Genomic DNA, 14,862 nt, shown 5'->3' with positions numbered 1-14,862 from the left:
AGCCTCAAGAATTCCTAGCCAATTAACTAAGGGGTTATCTTAATGCTTGCTGCTATCAGCTTAATTTTCTTCCTCCGCTTCTGGGGTTGGTTGTGGCAAACGAGCGATAAAATCTTTCATTTGGGGATGATTAAACATTTTCTCCGTATCTTGCAGAAGACGTTGACCCCAGAGATTTTCCCCTAAAAATTCCAGACTGACATAACGACTATCGCTAGTGAGAGCGGCCTGAGCTAATTTGATGCCCTCCTCAGTTTTTCCTTGACTATAAATAGCCACCGCAATAGCTAACTGAGGTTCCGGCTGTTTAGGATCAATTTTCAAAGCGGCCCGCCAATCTTTAAGAGCGGCTTCCTTATCACCCTGTTCGTATTTAACTAAACCAATATTATTAATAGCCGGCCAAAAATCTTTATCTTGACTAACAGCCTTTTCGTAAGCTGCGATCGCATCAGGATATTGTGCTAACTTGAGATAGGAATTACCGAGATCAAAAAGAGCGGGGGAGACATCGGGTTTAATTTGCAAACCCGCTTCAATCTGGGCAATAGCAGACTGGTAATCTTGATTCTGAAAATAAGCACTACCGAGAGAAAATTTAATATTAGCGTGGGCATCGGCGGGAGCAAGGGACAAAGATTGATTTAATGCCTCGATACCGGGTTGTACCTGATCGTCTTGCAGATATAAACTACCGAGAATAAACCAAGTTTGATAGAGATGGGGGGCCAACTGCACCGCTAACCTAGCCCGTCCGAGGGCTGCATCGGTACGGCGAAAACGAGCTAATTGGATAGCATCCTCAGCCATTTCAATTCCCGCTTGTTCCATCTGTTCTAACTCCGGTTCGATGGCGTAGGGGAGTAGCGCTTGGGAAAAAGCTGGCGGGCTGCCAGCGACGAAAAAAATGAGCAAAGAAATGATTAATCGAAGTTTTGGCACAGTTTACCCCTGGGATAGGCCTTTTTTAATCAGTCTATCTCGCTTGGGAGTTGTTGGCTAAAGAAACAACAAAGGCAACTCTAGAGACGTTAGTATATAACCAATTAACTTTTGGCTGATCGATGGCAATAACCGTGTTGGGAAAATCAAATCGCCCCCTATTTTGGATATTCGGACTCATGGCTAGTAGTTTTCTGGCGGTGGGAGTGGTTTCTTATCGTTTGTTGCAAACTCCTCCTCCTGGCGTAGAATTGGCGGAAATGACCGTTCCTGCTCAACGGGAAACCCTCGCTGTGGAAATTAAAGCTAGTGGTAGGGTGGAACCAATCCAAAGTGTCAACATTAGCCCGAAAAACCCTGGCCGATTAGTGCGATTATTGGTAGATCAGGGCATGATCGTTAAAAAGGGACAAACCCTCGCCGTCATGGATAATTTAGAGGTATATGCCCAAGGAATGCAGTCAGAAGCGCATCTACGGGAAGCTCTAGCCAGTCTGGAACAGGCTAAACGCAGTATTCCGGAAGATATCCGGCAATTACAAGCCCGATTTTATCAGGCCCAGGCCAGTTATAAGCAATTAGAAGCGCGTTTAGCTCAGGCCAAAGAAAGAATTCCGAAAGATTTAGACCAGCTGCAAGCTCAGGTACAAGCGGCCCAATCCCGGTTTCGACTAGCAGAAAATCGGGTTAAACGCAATGAAAATTTAGTCCGGGAAGGGGCGATCGCTCAAGACCAATTTGATGCTGTCCTCAATGAATATCTCAACGCTAAAGCCAATTTAGACGAATCGATCCGCCGTTTGGAACAAGCGGATAAAACCGCTTCCCCAGAAGTAGCCGGAATTGAACAGGAAATGATCCGAGCGGCAGCAGCGATCGCAGAAGCGAAATTTGCCCTCGAACAACGCCAAAAAACCCAAGAAACCGAGCTGGCTCGACTAGAATCATCTGTAGCAGCTGCTAGGGCCAGTTTAGAGCAAATTAAGATTCAATACCGCGATACGGTTATTACTGCTCCCTTTGATGGCATCGTCACCCAAAAATACGCCACTGAGGGTTCTTTTGTCACTCCCACCACTTCGGCCTCTAGTACCGCTTCCGCCACTTCCACCTCGATTATCGCCTTGGCATCGGGATTGGAAGTGATTGCTAAAGTGCCGGAAGTAGATGTGGGTTTATTGCAGCGCGGCCAACCAGTGCGAATTGTCGCCGATGCTTTTCCTGAAGAAGTCTTTGAAGGTCGAGTTATTCTTGTGGCTCCCGAAGCAATTATCGAGAATAATGTTACTTCTTTTGAGGTCAGAATCGGTTTGGTAACGGGACGGGACAAACTCAAATCAAAAATGAATGTAGATGTAACTTTTGTCGGCCAGCAGTTAGATAATGCTCTGGTCGTGCCGACTGTCGCCATTGTCACCCGGGAAGGCAAGTCAGGGGTTTTAGTTCCCGATGCCGCAAATAAACCCAGTTTTAAACCCGTTTCGATCGGTTTGGTCTTAGACGATAAAACTCAAATTTTATCAGGTTTGGAAGTTGGAGAAAAGGTCTTTATCGATCTCCCCGAAGGGGCTGAAGATACCTCAAAAACTAATCAAAAATCTCAATAATTTTCTTTAACAAGTATTCCTAAATTGTCTTTTTTATGCTAGGTCAGGATTCGGGAAATGGGGGAATGGGGGAATGGGGAAATGGGGGAATGGGGGAATGGGGAAATGGGGGAATTCAACTAATACCCCAAAACCCCAAAACCCTACAACTATCTAACTGATAACTGATAACTGATAACTGATATGTTTATCATCGAAAGTTTAAAAATGGCCGTCGCTACCCTAGGGGCCAATAAAGTGCGTAGCGGCCTGACCATGTTAGGAATTATCATCGGTAACGCTTCGGTGGTGGCCATGATCGGTATTGGCCAAGGGGCGCAAACCTTAGCCAATGACCAGTTTGCTAACTTGGGACCCAATACCATTTTTGTGGTGCCGGGGTCGCGACAAGCACGCAATACCACCGTTAATTTACCGAAAACCCTGGTTTTAGCTGATGCTCAAGCGATCGCCGAACAGGTTCCCACCGTCGCCGAAGTCGCCCCAGAAATAAACGCTCGTTTCTTGATTTCCTATCGTAATCGCAACATGACGGCTCTAGTGACGGGAAGCACCCCAGAATACGCTTCTGTTCGCAATTTTACCCTAGAAAAAGGTCGTTTTATCAATAATATCGATCTAGCCCGCAACAAACGAGTAACGGTAATCGGCCGTGAAGTGGTAGCGCAACTTTTCCCCACCCAAAATCCCCTCGGTCAACAGCTGCGGATCAAAAATCTCAGTTTTGAGGTGATCGGGATTTTAGAGGCGAAAGGCTCCTTTTTTGGCAATAATCAGGATGAAATGCTGATTATTCCCCTTAGCACCATGAACTCGCAACTGGTGGGCAAAACCTCTGCCTACGGTGTCGAGTTGAGTTGGATTAGTCTCACCGCGCGATCGGGGGAGGAAATCCGGGCCGCTAAGTTCCAAATCCAGAATCTTCTGCGTTTACGCCATAAAATCGTCGCTGAGGATGATTTTCGCGTCGAAACTGCTAAACAGATGATCGAAATCTTCGGCACGATTACCCAGGGTCTAACCCTACTTTTGGCTTTAATCGCTGGTATTTCCCTGATTGTCGGTGGTATCGGGGTAATGAATATTATGCTCGTTTCGGTTTCGGAAAGAACTGGGGAAATCGGACTAAGAAAAGCGATCGGAGCCAGAGAACAGGATATTCTCTTACAATTCCTGATTGAATCAACTCTCGTTTCCATCGCTGGCGGTGCGCTTGGTATTCTCGTCGGTGCGGGAGCGATCGTTCTTGTCTCCAGTTTCTCCCCCCTGGCTGCCACTGTTTCCGCCACCGCCGTCGCCCTGTCTTTGAGCGTTTCCACGGGTATTGGTCTCTTTTTCGGCGTTTTTCCCGCCTATCGTGCCTCTAAATTGGAGCCGATTGTCGCCCTCAGAAGTGTATAAGCTGCCCGCGCATTAGTAAAGGGATTGGGGGAGATTCAGCTAATCTCAGGATAGGCGGTTAAAATGCGCCTTAGCTTAATTTTTTAACGTTTCCTTAAATCTGTAAATAGACCATTTAATTGATTATTATTTATTCTTAATTCTCCTGACTCCTGACTACTGGCTACTGACTCCTAACCCTAACAACAATTTTTTATTTTTACAAGAGGTCTAATGTGTGGGACGGATTTTATAATCCCGATAACGACGATAATCATTGAGGATGCGATCGTGATCAAAGCATAAAGCTTGGGGGAATTCCCAGAGATGAAAAATCCCGACTTTTTTGGCATCATCGGCAGCGATCGGTTTTCCTTTTGCCGTGGCGATAAAAACGATACTAATGGTGTGTTGACGTGCATCGCGGCTAGGATCGGAATAGACGTGAAATTGCTCGATTAACTGCACCTGCAAGCTGATTTCCTCGTAAGCTTCCCGAATTGCCGCCGTTTCCACCGATTCGCCGTAGTCCACGAATCCCCCCGGAATTGCCCAGCCAAAGGGCGGATTTTTTCTCTCAATTAGTACGATCGGACGGTGGGGCGAGTCGATCAGTTCGATGATAATATCAACAGTGGGGGCAGGATTGCGATAGGGTGTCATTTTTTTCAGTTATCAGTGAACAGTTAAGTAAGTAGTTATAATTAAATTGAAGATAGATTTTGCCTCTGATCCCCCCTGCCCCCCTTGATAAGGGGGGTGCCGATAGGCGGGGGGATCCCCCCTGCCCCCCTTGATAAGGGGGGATCAGACAACTTTTAACACCTACCTACTTATCAGTAATCGGTCAATAATTTCATTTAAGACTCATAACCTTAAAATCGAATCTTTTCTAACCAGTCACTGATCAGGGATCACTAATAAGGAGGAGAATAAAAGTTGTTAGAAAATGCCAAGAAAATTACGGTTATAGGTGGGGGAATTTGGGGACAAACTCTCGCTAATTTGGCTAGACGTAATCACTTAACTGTTAGGGTTTGGTCTCGTCATACTGGGGAAGATTTAGGGGCTATTATAGCAGATACTGATGTAATTATTTCAGCAGTTTCGATTAAAGGAGTTGTTCCCACGATCGAACAATTACAGCAATTACCATTAAATTCTTCCACAATTATCGTCACCGCCACTAAAGGATTAGAGCCAATCACCACTCGTACCCCTTTTCATCTGTGGAATCAAGCTTTTCCCGCTAATCCCCTTGTGGTTCTTTCTGGTCCCAATTTAGCTAAAGAAATTAATCAAGGTTTACCCGCTGCGACGGTGGTAGCAAGTTATCAGCAAAAAGCGGCAATATTGTTACAAAAATTATTATCTGGGGAATCTTTTCGGGTTTATCTGAATAGCGATCCCTTGGGAACAGAGTTAGGTGGCACTCTTAAAAATGTCATGGCGATCGCTTCTGGGGTTTGTGATGGTTTACAGTTAGGTACTAATGCCAAATCTGCCCTATTAACTCGCGCTTTACCGGAAATAATTCGGGTGGGAACTTGTCTAGGAGGTTGTCAAGAAACTTTCTTCGGTTTATCGGGTTTAGGGGATTTATTAGCTACCTGTAATAGTCCTTTATCCCGCAATTATCAAGTGGGTTATCAATTAGCTTTAGGTTTATCTTTGCCGGAAGTTTTAGCGAAATTAGAGGGAACTGCCGAGGGAATAAATACCACAGAAGTTTTGATGAGAATTGCCCAAGAAAAAAATTTATATGTACCGATTACCTGTCAAGTTGATCGTCTTTTGCGCGGGGAAATTTCTCCCCAAGTTGCCGTTTATGAATTAATGCGTCGGGATTTAAAAGCAGAATTTGATTAAGAGACAAGAGATTTTTTAGTAAGCAGTAAACAGTAATCAGTGGGGGGTTGGGGAGTGGGGAAATGATGCCAAATCTGGTTATAATTCACCTTTACCAGAAACGCTATATTCATTTCAATCATTCCGAAATAACTAAATAAACTTCTAATCCTTTTTGACTTTCTTTGTCAAATTTTAAGCCTATTTCAGAATCTTTTATCTCTCTGATTGGAATTCTTCGGCGAGGGGTATTTTTGCCATTTTTATTAATTTGAATACTTTCAATAATAGCATTTTGACATATTTTTTTATTTTCACTGACTAAAAAAACTTTTTTACCGACTTCTAGTCTTTTATTGGGTTCCTGTGGCTCATCTGATATTTTGATAGCACAGGCTTTTTTTTGTTGATACCAATTGACAATTTCACCGAGCTTTTGAAGCTTTCCTATCTTTTTCTTCCTATCAACAAAGCAATAAAGAACTAATTCACTCATAGCTTGACATATAGCTTCGACAAAATCACATAATTGTAGTAACTCATTGGCATTAAGAACGGTATCTATTTCTTTACCATGAGCAGAATTATTACGAAGTTCTATAAAATTCTTTAATTCATTTTCCACACTACCCCTACTATTATTGTCAATAAAATTCTTAACTTTTTTATGATTTTCTATCCATTGCCAAGAATCAGTTGCAGATATGCCAGCATCGACTAAAAGTCTGGTTAATTGATCTTTTCTCAGATTAGCTTCATGTAACAAAAAAGCAGCTGATGTGAGATTATATTTAGTTGTATTTTTGTATTCAGTATCAAATAAATTTTTGATAATGTCCCTCTCTGAAAGAGAATCGAAGCGATTTCTTTTATTTTCATTGCCCAGTAATGTAGCACAACCAGTCTGATGCTTATTTCTTACAGATTCAGGTAAATCTTGATAGCAACTATATAATTGAGGCAGCAAAATAATCCAATCTCCCACTAGATTTTCGACAAAATTTTCGTAAAGAGCATATAACCTTGTGATAGATGAACAATGATCGTTAACTAGCCACTTGTCTCCTAAAGGAGCATTTGCTTGAAGATATTTTAAGTCTTCTGTGTTGAGTTGTGAAGGATTATCCGCAATAATTTCTCTAAGTTTTTCACTGATATTAATTATTGATCGAATGGTCTTTATCTCATCCTTTAGGTTATTTAAAAGTCCTTCAAACATTCTCAAATACTCTGCTTAAGAACTCGTTGAATCAGAGAATCAAAAATTTGAATACGAGCTTTAATATCATCTTTGGTATCCCCTTCTCCGGTGAAAAGTCCTTTTTTTAATTTTTTATCTTGATGAGTAATTCCCTGGGAATCTTGAGTAAATAAGCTGATAGTTTCATCAATTATCGCTGATTTTCTAGTAATTAATTCTTGATAATCAGATAAATGGTTGCTGAAACTGATCATCACTGCATCATAGTAAACTTTATAAGCTTTCGATTTATGTGTTTTGGTTTTACTATCGAAAGGCTTAAATAACTGATCCTGATAAATGTTAGATACTAACTCTATAGTTTGGTTAAATACTTGCTCGAACTCTTGGATATTCTCGTCGGAAAAATTAAGACTTTTTTTCATCATATAATTATCCAGATATTTAGATAAATTACCAGTATATTGATCAATATCCCTCATGGCAAAAAAACGGAGGATTAATTCTACATCTTCCATCTTTTTATAAAATCCATTTTCTTTAAGTTCTTCTTTATCATTAATAGGAATATCCCAAGCTTTAGCAAAAATAGTATTCTCAGAAAGCTTTAATAAAAGTTCATTGAATTTCCCAGAGTAAATACAGTTTCTTATTTCTTGGCGACTCAAAGATACACCTCCTGTATTGAGGCGTTCAAAAACCAGTTGTTTTAAAGATAAAGATTCCTCTGGATCCGATAGAGACTCGGTAATAACAACTATAGTTGAAATGGCTCGTCGATTGATACCATCTTTGATTTTTGCAGGAAGACTTTCATAGGTTCTTCCTTCTAATTCAGGCCAGATATCTAACCCTGTTAATTTTAATTTGTTATTATAAAAATTCTCAATTGCTGTGATTCTTTGTTGACCATCCATTACTTCATAGGAGTTATAGGAAGTTTCATAGAGAATCAGAGGAGGTACGGGAATATTCATCAAAAAAGATTCAATTAGTCTCGATTGTTTTTGTGCGTCCCAGCGATCCCGTCTCTGATAGAAAGGACGCTTTTTCACATAGTTAGGTTTATTTAAAGACTCAGCAAAACTAGGCAACTTTTCTCGATTCATTTCTAATAATATTCTTCGTTCACCTTGTTCATATTTTTCATTAATTTCATTATCTGATAATTTTTTAACATCCTTTCGGGAACGTTTTTGCCAAGGATTTGTTTTAGTTTGTGAGATTGTCATAATTTCCCACCAGAGGCGTACAAATTGATATGACTGGACTTCCCTCATTCATTTTTAAGCATAGACTGAGGATATATACGAGAATCAAGAGTTATTGGTAATCTTCCCAGATAACTCTCAAAAGTTAATTCTCTTCAATTGGCAACTGGTCACTGATAACTGGTCACTGATAACTGATTAGGATTTTTGGCTAAAATAGGCCTCTAGCGCCTCATTGATGATTTGATTCATTGGCCGTTTTTCCGTTTCCGAAGCTTCCTTGAGACGGACAAACATATCATCGGGGACGCTGACACGGTTTTGATTTTTACGCACGCGTTTGGGTTTTGATTCAGTGGTAGTAGTTTCGGTCATTTTAGGTGTGTAGGTGGCTGAAAATGCTTGTAAAGCAGGGAAATCGACTCGATGACAGAATTCTCCGAAGGTTTCGTTATTTTGTTGATCCTGTTGGAAGTAAACGAAAATCGGTTCTAAGACCTTTTCTAGATCATCGATCGCCATTTTATCCAAATAGGGGCGCGCTAGTCGAGTTTGATCGGCTGTTCCCCCTAACCAGAGTTGGTAGGAATTGGGAGCGCTACCCACAAATCCTAATTCTGCCATATAGGGACGCGCGCAGCCATTGGGACATCCTGTCATGCGGATGACAAATTCCTCTTTGCTTAATCCTAAGCGATTAAGCAGGGTGCGAATGCGTTCAATCACGCTGGGTAAAATTCTTTCTGACTCAGTAATCGCTAATCCACAGGTGGGCCAAGCGGGACAGGCCATGGCATAACGGGTTAAAGGGTCAATTTCGGCGGGATTAGTGATAATTCCGTGTTCTTTCAGGATCGCCTCGATCGCTTGCTGATCCTTGGGTTCAATTTCGTAGAGAATGATATTATGGTTAGCCGTCAAGCGCATGGGTAGCTCAAAACGCTCGATAATCACTTTTAAGGCGGTTTTTAGCTGAAAACTGCCTTCATTTTTAACCCGGCCATTCTCCACAGAAAGACCAAAAAATAATTTTCCGTCTCCCTGTTCATTCCATCCCAAAAAGTCTTGATATTTCCAATCGGGGAGGGGTTGGTAGGGGGCAATTTTTTGGCCGAAATAACCCTCAACAGTGCTGCGGAATTTCTCTACTCCCCATTCTTCGAGGATATATTTCATTCTGGCATGACGACGATCGCCGCGATCTCCGTAATCTCTTTGGGTTGCCACGATCGCTTTTACCAGATCGTACACATTTTCTTTGTCCACATAACCGATCGCATCGGCCATTCTGGGGAAAGTTTCTTCCTTATTGTGGGTTCTTCCCAGTCCACCCCCCGCAAGGATGTTAAAACCCTGTAATTGACCGTTTGCGTCGGTAATCACCACTAAACCGATGTCATTGGTGTAGATATCGATGGAGTTGTCCCCGGGTACGGTGACACCGATCTTGAACTTACGGGGCATATAATGTTGACCGTAGATCGGTTCGATGGGATCGTTTTTGTTAATCCCATTTGTATCTTTTTGTCTCGCGGTCTTGACTTCCGGCGCTTCTTCTGCACTGATAACTTTTTCGCCATCGAGCCAAATTTCGTAGTAGGCTCCAGTTTGGGGAGTGAGCAAATCGGCGATATTATTGGCATATTCCCAAGCATAGCCGTATTCGGGGCGATTTTTGTAGGGGGCTGGCGGTGCAGTGACATTGCGGTTAACATCACCACAGGCCGCTAAAGTGGATCCCATACTGCGGATAATTTCCCCGAGGGTAGCTTTGAGATTTTTCTTTAAAATGCCGTGTAATTGGAAGCCTTGGCGAGTTGTCACGCGTAAAGTGCCGTTACCGTAGCGATCGGACAAACTATCGAGGGTAAGATATAGTTGCGCGGGAATAAACCCCCCCGGACTGCGGGTACGCAACATCATTTGATAGTCTTTTTCTTGACCTTTGGCTCTATTGTCGCGATTATCCTGTTGATAGGAACCGTGAAATTTGAGGATCTGCACCGCCGCATCGGTAAAATGGGTTGTATCTTCGAGGAGTTCACTGGCCAAAGGTTCTCGTAGATAATTACTGCGTTCTTTGATACCTTCGACTTTAGAAACCTTGGCGGTAGGAGAAATAGGAGTTGTAACCATCGTCTAACAGCACGATAACCTGTGGATAGGTCTTAGGAATAGGAATTTAGACAAGCTCGATCGATCCTAAGAAGTTTTACTAAGATGATCTCTAGAGTTCGTTCCAGACTCTGAGGTTAACAGTAGCGATCGAGACATTAATTCTATCTTAACTTCTTACCGTCCCCCGCGAACGCCATCTACCGATCAAATTTTTATGACCAATTCTCTTAACATTAAAACGGTTATTAGTCAAGAACCCTACATTATTCTTAACAATCAGGGGGAAATTCTCCCTTCTATTAATCTGAGTCGTCCTAATTATAAATTGGGACGGGATGGTCAACAGGTGGATTTAGTTGTTCCCCAACACTGGACGGTGGTGAGTCGAGTCCAAGCTTGTTTTCGTCGTCAGGGAGATGATTACTATATCTACGATGGAGACGGGACTAATCCTAGTTCCAATCAACTTTTTATCAATAATCGCGTCATTACTCCCAAAGAGGGCTATCTTTTACGAAATGGGGATGAGATTAATATCGGTCAAGATGTCAAAAATTCGGTCAAGATTACCTATTATCATCCTAACCAACAGGTAAAAAGCCCACCTTTAGCTTTTAAATCGGTTTCCCTAAGCAATCGCAGTGTAGTTTTAGGACGAGATAATGCTGCCACTGTGGTTTTAGAAGCTCCGACAATTTCCCGACAACACGCGATTATCGATAGCGATAACCAAAATCGTTATATTCTCCACGACAAAAGCACTAATGGAGTCTTTATCGACGGACAAAAAGTATCGGGTAGTGCCATTTTAACTAATGGTTGTACGGTGAGAATCGGACCCTATAGTTTTCGTTTGCAGGGAGATGACTTAGTTTTACTAGATACAGGGGATAATATCCGTCTGGATGCCGAAAATATCGTCAGGATGGTGCGGGATAAAAAGAAACGACCGTTGATAATTCTCAATCATATCTCCCTACCGATCGAACCGAGTCAATTAGTGGCGATTGTCGGGGGAAGTGGTGCGGGAAAATCGACTTTCTTAAAGACTTTATTAGGAATTGAACCCACCACCTCGGGAACTGTTTATCTGAATGGGGAAGAGCTGCGCCAGAATTTTAATATCTATCGCACCCAAATCGGTTATGTTCCCCAATACGATATCGTTCACAGGGATTTAACCGTGGGAGAAGTGTTATATTACGCTTCTAAATTAAGGCTACCTCCCGATCTTAATTGCCAAGAAGTGATCGAGAAAACCCTGCAGCAGGTGGAATTATTAGAAAGAAGAAATACTTTAGTCAAAGACTTAAGCGGTGGTCAATTAAAAAGGGTGAGTATTGCGGTAGAATTATTAGCTAATCCCAAATTATTCTTTTTAGATGAACCCACCTCGGGATTAGACCCCGGTTTAGATAAAAAGATGATGGAATTGCTGGCAAAATTGGCCAAAGAAGGCAGAACAATTCTCCTAGTCACCCATGCTACTAATAATATCAATCTCTGCGATCGATTAGTTTTTCTTGGTCAAGGAGGCAATTTATGTTATTTTGGTTCTCCGGGGGAGGCCTTAAATTTTTTCTCTTTACCTCAGGGGGATTTTGCCGATATTTATATTCATCTGGAAACTAGCGAAAAAGTTGAGCAAGAATGCCAACGTTTCCAACAATCCGACTACTACAAAAATAATATTGAAGCAAGAATCGCTAAAATATTTCAGCAAAATCATAGTAAACCGCAACAGGTTCAACAATCTTTTTGGTCGCAACTACAGGTTTTATGTCAACGCTATAGCCAGTTAATTATCCGTGATCAATTTAGTTTAATTTTATACCTATTAACCGCCCCGATCGGAATTTTTTTAATGGCCATGGTTTTAGGGGACAAAGATCCTTTATTTTTGAGAGATAATCCCAGTTTTGATCAGGCTATCGAATCGGCAACTTTAGCCTTAAAAACTCTCTTTGTTTTTACCTGCGCGGAATTGTGGGTAGGTTTTGCCTGTTCCCTACAGGAAATTGTCAAAGAATCAGCCATTTATCAGCGAGAAAGATTAGTTAATCTGGGATTATTACCCTATTTATTCTCAAAAATTCTGGTTTTAGCAGCCTTAGTTTTTCTGCAAACAATTGTAATTACCTGCGTGATATTTTGGGGATTTACTGACCCGCAGCCGGAGTTAATGACCTGGTTAATTGGTTGTTTTATTACCACATTTTTAACTATATTTGCGGCGATTAATCTCGGTTTGTTAATTTCTGCTGGCGTTAATAATATCACCCAAGCAAATAGTGCCTTACCTTTAATTTTAATCCCTCAGATTATCTTTGCTGGGGTATTATTTAGCTTAGAAGGTCTGGGGAAATATCTATCATGGTTGATGATTAGTCGCTGGTCAATTGCTGCCTACGGGGTATTAGTAGAGGTGGAAGCTATGATTGCAGAAGCGAAAGAACAAAATACTTTTAATATCCCTTTACCCTTTGAGGATGTCAATCAAGTTTATCAATTATCTATCAATAATTTGTTATTGAATTGGGGAGTTTTAATTCTTCATTCCCTTATTTATTTTCTCCTTACCTATTGGTTGCAAAAAAGAAAAGATATTTTATGATCTAAATTATGAATGATAAATGATAAGTAGGGAGGCACAATTATTGGTAGGATGGGTTAGCGGTAGCGTAACATAATCGGGGGTTGGGTTTCATGCTTCAACCGAACCTACATTCTAAATTATAACTGATAACTGATAACTGATAACTGATAACTGATAACTGACTCCTAACCCTACTTAATTTAACTTCAGATCAAGAGCGATCGGACATTCCACTTTCGTTCCCCCTAAACCGCAGTAACCGCCGGGGTTTTTCGCTAAATACTGCTGATGATAAACTTCAGCATAATAAAATTCAGGTGCGTCGATAATTTCCGTGGTAATTTGACCATGGCCCGCTTTATTGAGAGCTTCTTGATAGATCGATCGAGATTTTTCCGCTAATTGCTTTTGCTGGGGATTATAAGTATAGATACCCGATCGATACTGAGTTCCCGTATCATTACCCTGACGCATTCCTTGGGTGGGATTATGACTTTCCCAGAAAACCTTTAACAGTTGTTCGTAGGAAATCACACTGGGATCATAGACCACTAAGACCACTTCATTATGCCCAGTCATGCCGGTACACACTTCCTGATAGGTGGGATTGGGGGTGATACCAGCCGCATAACCCACGGCCGTGGTGTAAACTCCTTCTAATTGCCAAAATTTCCGCTCTGCTCCCCAAAAACAGCCTAAACCGAACATTGCGCTTTCCATACCGCCAGGGAAGGGGGGCTGCAAAGGATGACCGTTAACGTAGTGGGTGCTAGGTACGGGCATTTTTTCCGATCGCCCGGGTAGTGCTTCCCTTGCTGTGGGCAAAGTTACTTTTTTGCCGAATCCGAATAACACCATAATAAATAATTCGTCCAGAAAGTTTGACTTTACTTTACATTATCGCTTAATTTTAGGGATTTCAGTGATCGGTGATCAGAACCGAGGCTGCAGCTCAATTTTTGTCAATCTACTGAGTTGGGATTTTGGGCGTTGCTGAATCAAGGTATGAATGCCAACTGTGCATCAGATGAAAAAGTTAGTTTGGCTCTAGGTTTTAAAAATACCAGAAAAGAAGATTCATATCTCAAATCAGCAACGCCTCATTTTAATAACTGGACTTCCCCCATACAGAAATACATAACTATTGAATGATAGCTTTATAAAGCAAAAAAGCAACTAAAATATGATATTATAGTTGCATATAACTGACAATAATTATTATCAGTTATACGATAAAATATTTTGCATAAATTGTCAAGACAATCTTAAAAAGACTACCGAAAAATGACTATTCTGTTCTCAATACAAGGCTCTTTGTACTTATCTGGCTTTATCTAATTTTCGATAAAAGTCTCGGCAGCTTACGAGATTTGTTTTTTCGACTAAATCATCAAGGGATAGCTGTGGACTTATCTACTTTCTCTAAAGCCAGTAAAAACCGAGATTATCAAGCATTTAATCAGATTTATTTAAGCTTAAATCACGAACTAATATATGCTATCGATTCAACGTCTCGACTTTTCGGCTTAGATCAGAGTCCACTTCGCTCGACTTTGACCAGCAAATTGTTTTGGATGTCGGCCTATCATCAGATGAAATTAGTGATGCTCCTAGATACTGAAACTGGTTCTATAGCGTTTCTGATTCACAAGAGGTACATTCCCGATCCTGAACAGCTTAATCAGCAAAGGTTTAAGTGTGCCGCACAGATGCGAGAACCGCTATATATTAATCGTATATTAGATTTTACAGTTTAGGCAAATTCCTCAAATATATGGGAATACTTTACTTAATAAACTGCGCTATGTTAACTTAATTTTATCCCAAGAGGGAAATTTAATCTCTCTAAGCGAACGCCTGTTCTTATTAGTTTGTATGTAAAGTTTTATGTACAAATTCAACATTTCTGCTACAGATAATTCAGTATTTTTGCTTATTGATTTGGCGCAGGCGAACGAT

General features: G+C 41.2%; 12 protein-coding genes. 5 read left to right on the top strand and 7 right to left on the bottom strand.

Annotated features, from left to right (window positions below):
- Window positions 1-60: 60 nt before the first annotated feature.
- Entirely contained in the window at window positions 61-942 is an 882-nt protein-coding gene (locus ACQY1Y_RS08525) for a tetratricopeptide repeat protein (RefSeq protein ID WP_430014386.1), read from the bottom strand.
- A 34-nt stretch (window positions 943-976) separates the two neighbouring features.
- Complete coding sequence (locus tag ACQY1Y_RS08520; RefSeq protein WP_002740204.1) at window positions 977-1,123, bottom strand: hypothetical protein; 147 nt, start codon at window positions 1,121-1,123, stop codon at window positions 977-979.
- Here ACQY1Y_RS08520 and ACQY1Y_RS08515 point away from each other — a divergent pair.
- The 3 genes from ACQY1Y_RS08515 to ACQY1Y_RS08505 are packed head-to-tail and all read left to right on the top strand — an operon-like array spanning window position 1,065 to window position 3,950.
- Window positions 1,065-2,549 (top strand): efflux RND transporter periplasmic adaptor subunit, encoded by a 1,485-nt coding sequence (locus ACQY1Y_RS08515; protein WP_430014385.1) that lies wholly within the window; start codon window positions 1,065-1,067, stop codon window positions 2,547-2,549. The genes ACQY1Y_RS08520 and ACQY1Y_RS08515 overlap by 59 nt on opposite strands.
- Window positions 2,550-2,584: 35 nt before the next feature.
- A complete protein-coding gene (locus ACQY1Y_RS08510) occupies window positions 2,585-2,710 on the top strand; it encodes a hypothetical protein (protein ID WP_430014384.1) in 126 nt (41 codons plus the stop codon).
- Between the two features lie 22 nt (window positions 2,711-2,732).
- On the top strand, window positions 2,733-3,950 hold the full coding sequence (locus ACQY1Y_RS08505) for an ABC transporter permease (protein ID WP_430014383.1): 1,218 nt from the start codon (window positions 2,733-2,735) through the stop codon (window positions 3,948-3,950).
- A 210-nt stretch (window positions 3,951-4,160) separates the two neighbouring features.
- Here ACQY1Y_RS08505 and ACQY1Y_RS08500 read toward each other — a convergent pair whose 3' ends face one another.
- A complete protein-coding gene (locus ACQY1Y_RS08500) occupies window positions 4,161-4,592 on the bottom strand; it encodes an NUDIX domain-containing protein (protein WP_430014382.1) in 432 nt (143 codons plus the stop codon).
- A gap of 276 nt (window positions 4,593-4,868) precedes the next feature.
- On the opposite strand from ACQY1Y_RS08500, the gene ACQY1Y_RS08495 reads away from it, so the two are divergent.
- A complete protein-coding gene (locus ACQY1Y_RS08495; protein WP_430014381.1) occupies window positions 4,869-5,798 on the top strand; it encodes an NAD(P)H-dependent glycerol-3-phosphate dehydrogenase in 930 nt (309 codons plus the stop codon).
- Between the two features lie 118 nt (window positions 5,799-5,916).
- Here the strand turns inward: ACQY1Y_RS08495 and ACQY1Y_RS08490 are convergent, their stop codons facing one another.
- From ACQY1Y_RS08490 to sir, 3 genes are all read right to left on the bottom strand, one after another.
- On the bottom strand, window positions 5,917-6,996 hold the full coding sequence (locus ACQY1Y_RS08490; protein WP_430014380.1) for an MAE_28990/MAE_18760 family HEPN-like nuclease: 1,080 nt from the start codon (window positions 6,994-6,996) through the stop codon (window positions 5,917-5,919).
- Between the two features lie 2 nt (window positions 6,997-6,998).
- Window positions 6,999-8,258 carry a DUF262 domain-containing protein gene (locus ACQY1Y_RS08485; protein ID WP_430014379.1) on the bottom strand — a complete coding sequence of 420 codons (1,260 nt, stop codon included), beginning with the start codon at window positions 8,256-8,258 and terminating at the stop codon, window positions 6,999-7,001.
- Between the two features lie 129 nt (window positions 8,259-8,387).
- Window positions 8,388-10,325, bottom strand: a complete 1,938-nt coding sequence (sir, locus tag ACQY1Y_RS08480; RefSeq protein ID WP_430014378.1) for a sulfite reductase, ferredoxin dependent — start codon at window positions 10,323-10,325, stop codon at window positions 8,388-8,390.
- Between the two features lie 196 nt (window positions 10,326-10,521).
- On the opposite strand from sir, the gene ACQY1Y_RS08475 reads away from it, so the two are divergent.
- Complete coding sequence (locus ACQY1Y_RS08475; protein WP_430014377.1) at window positions 10,522-12,921, top strand: ATP-binding cassette domain-containing protein; 2,400 nt, start codon at window positions 10,522-10,524, stop codon at window positions 12,919-12,921.
- 177 nt (window positions 12,922-13,098) lie between these two features.
- Here ACQY1Y_RS08475 and msrA read toward each other — a convergent pair whose 3' ends face one another.
- Window positions 13,099-13,761: a peptide-methionine (S)-S-oxide reductase MsrA gene (gene msrA, locus ACQY1Y_RS08470; protein ID WP_430014376.1), complete on the bottom strand. Its 663-nt coding sequence runs from the start codon at window positions 13,759-13,761 to the stop codon at window positions 13,099-13,101.
- Between the last annotated feature and the right edge of the window lie 1,101 nt (window positions 13,762-14,862).

This window comes from Microcystis ichthyoblabe FBCC-A1114 (assembly GCF_050500245.1).
GTDB lineage: Bacteria > Cyanobacteriota > Cyanobacteriia > Cyanobacteriales > Microcystaceae > Microcystis > Microcystis ichthyoblabe_A.
This window is presented reverse-complemented; position numbering and strand designations above follow the sequence as displayed.

What these genes read in the sequence shown, in the direction of transcription:
- ACQY1Y_RS08515 (WP_430014385.1), top strand. Translation starts at nt 1,065, where the DNA reads ATGGCAATAACCGTGTTGGGAAAATCAAATCGCCCCCTATTTTGGATA.
- ACQY1Y_RS08520 (WP_002740204.1), bottom strand. Translation starts at nt 1,123, where the DNA reads ATGAGTCCGAATATCCAAAATAGGGGGCGATTTGATTTTCCCAACACG.
- ACQY1Y_RS08510 (WP_430014384.1), top strand. Translation starts at nt 2,585, where the DNA reads ATGCTAGGTCAGGATTCGGGAAATGGGGGAATGGGGGAATGGGGAAAT.
- ACQY1Y_RS08505 (WP_430014383.1), top strand. Translation starts at nt 2,733, where the DNA reads ATGTTTATCATCGAAAGTTTAAAAATGGCCGTCGCTACCCTAGGGGCC.
- ACQY1Y_RS08500 (WP_430014382.1), bottom strand. Translation starts at nt 4,592, where the DNA reads ATGACACCCTATCGCAATCCTGCCCCCACTGTTGATATTATCATCGAA.
- ACQY1Y_RS08490 (WP_430014380.1), bottom strand. Translation starts at nt 6,996, where the DNA reads ATGTTTGAAGGACTTTTAAATAACCTAAAGGATGAGATAAAGACCATT.
- ACQY1Y_RS08485 (WP_430014379.1), bottom strand. Translation starts at nt 8,258, where the DNA reads ATGAGGGAAGTCCAGTCATATCAATTTGTACGCCTCTGGTGGGAAATT.
- sir (WP_430014378.1), bottom strand. Translation starts at nt 10,325, where the DNA reads ATGGTTACAACTCCTATTTCTCCTACCGCCAAGGTTTCTAAAGTCGAA.
- ACQY1Y_RS08475 (WP_430014377.1), top strand. Translation starts at nt 10,522, where the DNA reads ATGACCAATTCTCTTAACATTAAAACGGTTATTAGTCAAGAACCCTAC.
- msrA (WP_430014376.1), bottom strand. Translation starts at nt 13,761, where the DNA reads ATGGTGTTATTCGGATTCGGCAAAAAAGTAACTTTGCCCACAGCAAGG.